The sequence below is a fragment of the Streptomyces phyllanthi genome (assembly GCF_009377205.1).
Classification (GTDB): Bacteria; Actinomycetota; Actinomycetes; order Streptomycetales; family Streptomycetaceae; genus Streptomyces; species Streptomyces phyllanthi.
This window is the reverse complement of sequence record NZ_VJZE01000540.1, coordinates 1-5,612: the sequence shown is the minus strand read 5'-3', so window position 1 is coordinate 5,612 and position 5,612 is coordinate 1. Positions and strand designations below refer to the sequence as shown.

Here is a 5,612-nt window from a genome sequence, read left to right as displayed (position 1 = left end):
GTGTCCGGACGGGTTCGAGGGCGGGGGCGCTCATCGCACGTCTCCCCTCTTGCGGAAGTGGTTGACCGTGACGGTGAGCAGCAGCGTCACGCAGAGCAGCACGGCGGAGGCCGCGGAGGCGCCGCCGATGTCGTTACGGGTGAAGCCGAGGGTGTAGGCGCGGGTCATCCACACCTCGGTGGAGCCGGCCGGGCCGCCGCCGGTGAGGACGTACACCTCGGTGAAGGCGCGCAGTCCGCGGATGGCGGCGAGGGTGAGGACGATGCCCAGGGCGGGGCGGATCGCGGGCAGCGTGATGTGACGCAGGCGCTGCCGGAGCGAGACGCCGTCCATCGCGGCGGCCTCGTACAGCGAGCGGTCCACACCGGCGAGTCCGGCGAGCAGGATCACCATGTTGTACGGCGCCCAGATCCAGATGCCCATGGCCATGGTCGCCCACAGGGCCGTGTCGGGGTTGTCGAGGAACGGCACGGGCCCGAGGCCGAGGACGCCGAGGGCGCTGTTGATGAGGCCGTCCGAGGTCGGGTAGTACAGCAGCCGCCACATCTCGCCGACGACCGCGGTGGCGGTGACGACGGGCAGGAAGACGGCGGCGCGGACGAACTTCAGGGAACGGGTCTGGCCCTCCAGGAGCAGGGCGAGGAGGAAGCCCACGACGATGGCGCCCAGCGACTGGCCGATGCCGAGCACGAGGGTGTGTCCGACCGCGTCCTGGAAGCGGTGGTCGGTCAGGACCCGGGTGTAGTTGTCGAGGCCGGTCCACCGGTCACCGAGGAACGGCCGCACCTCGAAGAAGCTGAGCCAGATGCCCTTGCCCATCGGGAGGAACTTGAAGACGAGGGCGAGCAGCAGGCCGGGGGCGAGGAACAGCCAGGGGAGTACGGCCTTCTTGCCGAGGACCCTCATGAGGAAGGTCCTGGGGGAAAGTCCTCTGCGCTGCCGGGTCGGGGCGTCCGGCGTGGTCACGGTCGCGGTCATTTCAACAGGTCCTGGTCCTTGAGGTCACCGGCGAGGGTGTCGTTGAGCTCCTTGAGCCCGGAGCGGACATCGCTGCCGCAGTAGGTGAACAGCGCGTTGAGGCTGTCGGCGGTGTCCTGCTTGATCGGGGCGAAGTCCGGGGCGTTGGGGAACTGCTGGGAGGCGTCCTCGTACGCCTTCTGCACCACGCTCCAGCGGGGGTCGTCGCGGACCTCCGCCGCGTCGAGCGTGGTGTTGACGGGGATGCGTACGACGGGCTGGTTCCTGCCGGTCATGGCGAGCCGCTGGCCCTCGGGGGAGATGAGGAACGCGGCGAGCGCCTTTTCCTGTTCGGCCTTGCCGGTCCTGGCGCCGAAGTAGATGTTCTCGCCGTCGGCCAGCACGGTGGGCCCCGCCGGTCCCGCGGGGGCGGGGATGACCTCGTACTTGTCCTTGCCGAGCGTTCCGTCGTAGGTGGCGATGTTGTACGGGCCGGTCAGGTACATACCGGCGTTGCCGTCCTGGAAGTTGGTGGCGTTGCCGGTGATGGAGGTCAGGGCGCCGGGCTGGGTGACACCGTTGTCACCACAGAAGAGGTTGTCCTTCAGCCAGGTGACGGTGCGTACGGCGGCCGCCGAGTCCATGGCGGGGCGGTAGCGGCCCTTGCCGTCCGGCTCGATGATCCGGGCGCCGCCCTGCCAGAGGTAGCTGGCGCCCCACCAGGCGGCGTAGCCGTTCTGGGCGCTGCCGGGGACGACCATGCCGTACGTGTTCCTCTTGCCGTCGCCGTCCGGGTCGCGGGTGGCGAAGGCCTTGGCGAGGGTCAGCATGTCCTGCCAGGTCTTCGGCTGTGGGAGGCCCAGCTTCTCGCGCCAGTCCTTGCGGACCATCAGGGTGAAGGCCTGGCGGGAGTAGGGGATGCCGTAGTGCCTGCCGTCGAGGCCCACGGTCGAGGTCCAGGTCTTGCCGTCGATCTGGTCGTGGCCGGCGATCGAGGCCGGGGTGATGGGCTTCAGCAGGCCCTGGCGCTGGTAACTGCCCATCAGCGCGGTGTCGTTGATCAGGACGTCGGGCAGGTCCTTGGTGGACGCCCGGCTCTGGAGCTGCTGGTCGAAGTTGATGACCGGCACGTAGTCGATCTTTATGCCGGTCTTCTTGGTGAAGGCGGCGAACACGCGCTCATAGGTGGCGGCGGGGTCCGGGTTGCTCCGGGTCCAGACCTCCAGCGTGTTCGGGTCGCCGCTGCCGGCGGTGTCGGATCCGGAGCCGCAGGCCGCCGTTCCGAACAGGAGCCCTGCGGTGGCGAGCGTGGCGGCCAGGCGTCGGCGTCGTCGACGAGCGCCCATGAGCACCTCCGTTCACATGCATGAACACTCTTCATGCATCTAAATGATCGGGGTAAGCTAAGAAGCGTTTCAGTCAGGTGTCAAGGTGCGTCCGGAAGTCTTCACGGAGCCCTGGAAATGTGGCCGGCGGCGCGTGCCGCGGGTGTTGCCCGGCGCTGGGGGGAACGGTGACGGCCCCGATACCGGGTGGGTATCGGGGCCGTTCTCACGCGAGTGGACGCCGCTGTCGGTCCTCGTCGGCCGCTGGGTCCTGTCGTTCAAGAGAGGGCCGCGAGACGGGTGCCGCGACGGGCGGGTGGGGCCGTGTGCGGGGTCGCCTCGGGAGCGGGTGGCTCAGAAGGCGTGGGGGCCGAAGCGGCCCCAGGCGACAACGGCGGCCAGGATGAACAGGACGAGGTTGATCGGGATCGCCTGGGCTTCCTTGCGGCGCGCGTGCACCACGGCGGCGCCCACCATGGTCAGGGCGAGTCCGAGCGCGGCCCATGCCACCAGCACCGGCGCGATGTCGAGGACGGCGGGCAGGACCAGGCCCAGCGCGCCGAGCGCCTCGACGGCGCCGATCGCCTTGACGGCTCCCGGGGAGAAGTCCTCGGTCCAGGCCAAGCCGGAGGCGGCGAGCTTCTCCTTCGGCTGGCTCATCTTCATCAGGCCGGCCGCGAGGAACGCCAGGGCGAGGACGCTCGCGATGATCCACAGGGTCATGTTCATCAGGGGGCTCTTCTGCTCGGTGGGTTGAAACTTCAAGTTAAGCTAGAGTGAGACAGCTTGAATGGTCAAGTAACTGGACTTGAATGCTCAAGTGATTGCCGCTCGCCGGGCGGCCTGGTGGTGCACGTTATGGTGGGCGCATGAGCGCAGATGAGAGCCGGTGGCTGAACGACGAGGAGCACGCGACATGGCTGGCGCTGGCCGGCTTGATGGTGCAGCTTTCGTCCGCGCTCGACGCCCAGTTGCAGCGTGACGCCGGGATCAGTCACTTCGAGTACCAGGTGCTCGCAGGGCTTTCCATGGCCCCGGAGCGCACCCGCCGGATGAGTACGCTCGCCGCGTTCGCCGACGGCTCGCTCTCCCGGCTGTCCCACACGGTCAAGCGGCTGGAGAAACAGGGCTGGGTCTACCGCACCCCCGACCCGGCCGACGGCCGCTACACCCTGGCCGTCCTCACCGACACCGGCTGGGACAAGGTCGTGGCCACCGCTCCCGGCCATGTCGCGGAAGTGCGCCGCCTGGTGTTCGACCCACTCACCAAGGCCCAGCAGAAGCAGCTGCGGGAGGCGGGCCACCGTATCAACAAGGCGATCAACCCTGACACCCGGTGCCCTGGAGCGGGGAACTGCTGAGGATGCCGATTCCTCGCGGGGCCGGGCGAGGAGGGCCGGGCGAGGAGGGGCCGGCCCGGTTCGGCACCGGGTGAGCGTACGGGGTGAGCGTGCGGAATTCGGCGCGACGGGACCGGCCCGCAGGCGAACCGGGGGCGCGGCTCGCTGTGTTCGCGCCGCCGCCTCGGTCGGAGGCCGGCCGCCCTGGCTCGTTCGGGAGGTGCTCGTTCGCCCAGGTTTCCGACCGCAACCTTCCTGACTGTGGGCCCGCACCGCGGCCCATGGGCCTCGACTCGTTCGTCGACTTCCTGTGCGGCTACGGCTGGGCGTGACCCGACGGCGTGACCCGACGCGAATGTTGTCGACCTCCGAACCGGGCGGTGCGCACGACTGCAGTCTGTGCGGAGAGCTCTGCGTCCTCTACCCTGCCTTTCCGTATGCGAACGTTACGAGCGGTGAACCCGCATGCGTGTGCCGGTATGGGTCCCCGTACGGGTGGCGGGGATTCACCCGGCGAATACGTGAACGGCATGTGTGAGCAGGTGTCACGGGTCGCCCGGACCGCACTGGTTGGGGTGACCGCGGCGGTCATGGCCGTGCCGGCCGGGAATGTCACGGAAGGTGAAAGTGGCACGTGCCAGGGGGAATTACGGCTGGCTGCGGACCTGGCCGGGCAAGGGCGTCCCTGCTGATTGCTCACTTGACTACCAGGCGTCACACACGGTTGGCTCACGGCCAGCGAAAGCCTGAAAGTTCGGCGCGTCACACCAGTGATCGTGCCTACTTCGCCTTCCCATCCTGCGCTCGGTTGCACAGCGAGGTGCCGCACCCTCATGAACACGTCCCCCGCGCCACGACGTTCTTCCGGACCCACCCGTGTGACCGTCCTGGCCTCCACCGTCGCCGTCGTCTGCCTGCTCGCCGCCGGCTGCTCCGGCTTCGGCGGCTCGGACGCCGACTCGAACGACACGTCGGGCAAGGCGGGCACCGACCGGATCAAGGTCGCGTTGATCACTCACGGGGCCGAGGGCGACGCGTTCTGGGACCTCGTGAAGAAGGGCGCGGAGGCCGCGGCAGCCAAGGACAACGTCGAGTTGACGTACGCGAGCGACGCCGACGCGGCGGGGCAGGCCGGGCTGGTGCGCGACGCGATCGACGAGAGGGTCGACGGCATCGCGCTGACCCTCGCCAAGCCGGACGCCATGAAAGGCGTGGTCGCGCAGGCGCGGGCCGCGGGCATACCGGTGGTCGGCCTCAACTCCGGTATCGACGCCTGGCAGTCGCAGGGCATGCTGGAGTACTTCGGCCAGGACGAGAGCGTCGCCGGCCGCGCCCTCGGCGACAAACTCGACGACCTCAAGGCCGAGCACGCCCTGTGCGTCATCCACGAGCGCGGCAATGTCGCACTGGAAGCCCGCTGTGCCGGGGTGAAGAAGACCTTCGACGGCCAGACCCGGAACCTGTACGTCGACGGCACCGACATGGACGAGGTGACCTCGGTCATCGCCGCCGAGCTCAGGCAGGACCCGACCATCGACGAAGTCGTCCTGAACGGAGCCCAGTTCGCGCTCGCAGCCGTTGACTCGGTGAAGGAGGCCGGCAGCAAGGCCAAGGTGGCCACCTTCGACCTCAACAAGGACCTCGTGAAGGCCGTACAGGGCGGAGAGGTGCAGTTCGCCGTGGACCAGCAGCCCTATCTGCAGGGCTATCTCGCGGTCGACGCGATATGGCTCTACAGGTTCAACGGCAACATCAGCGGCGGCGGGGAGGCCCCCGTGCTCACCGGCCCCGCGTTCGTCACGAAGCAGAACGTCGCGACGATCGCCAAGTTCGCGGCGAACGGCACCCGTTGATCCGTTTCGGCAGGTAACAGGGTTGCCAAGGTTGCGTCCCTCACGATGCGTACGATCACTTGTACGGATAGCATCCTGCGCACGCATGCACCCCCCGTGCCGTAGCGGACACGCGGCCACCCACCGCACTCGTCCCC

Annotated in this window: 5 protein-coding genes; 2 read left to right on the top strand and 3 right to left on the bottom strand. The window is 68.6% G+C overall.

Annotated features, from left to right (window positions below):
- Positions 1–30: 30 nt before the first annotated feature.
- The 3 genes from FNH04_RS40295 to FNH04_RS40285 form a co-directional block, all read right to left on the bottom strand.
- Entirely contained in the window at positions 31–978 is a 948-nt protein-coding gene (locus FNH04_RS40295) for a carbohydrate ABC transporter permease (protein WP_152791127.1), read from the bottom strand.
- Positions 975–2,303, bottom strand: coding sequence for an ABC transporter substrate-binding protein (locus FNH04_RS40290; RefSeq protein WP_152791125.1), 1,329 nt, complete (start codon positions 2,301–2,303; stop codon positions 975–977). Before FNH04_RS40290 ends, FNH04_RS40295 begins: the two co-directional genes overlap by 4 nt.
- Positions 2,304–2,636: 333 nt before the next feature.
- A complete protein-coding gene (locus FNH04_RS40285) occupies positions 2,637–3,011 on the bottom strand; it encodes a DoxX family protein (RefSeq protein ID WP_152791129.1) in 375 nt (124 codons plus the stop codon).
- A gap of 140 nt (positions 3,012–3,151) precedes the next feature.
- Here FNH04_RS40285 and FNH04_RS40280 point away from each other — a divergent pair, with 140 nt between their 5' ends.
- Both FNH04_RS40280 and FNH04_RS40275 read left to right on the top strand, forming a co-directional pair.
- Positions 3,152–3,643 carry a MarR family winged helix-turn-helix transcriptional regulator gene (locus FNH04_RS40280; protein ID WP_152791123.1) on the top strand — a complete coding sequence of 164 codons (492 nt, stop codon included), beginning with the start codon at positions 3,152–3,154 and terminating at the stop codon, positions 3,641–3,643.
- 812 nt (positions 3,644–4,455) lie between these two features.
- The gene (locus tag FNH04_RS40275) at positions 4,456–5,475 is read left to right on the top strand and encodes a substrate-binding domain-containing protein (RefSeq protein WP_152791122.1); all 1,020 of its coding nucleotides are present in this window, start codon (positions 4,456–4,458) and stop codon (positions 5,473–5,475) included.
- Positions 5,476–5,612 lie beyond the last annotated feature (137 nt).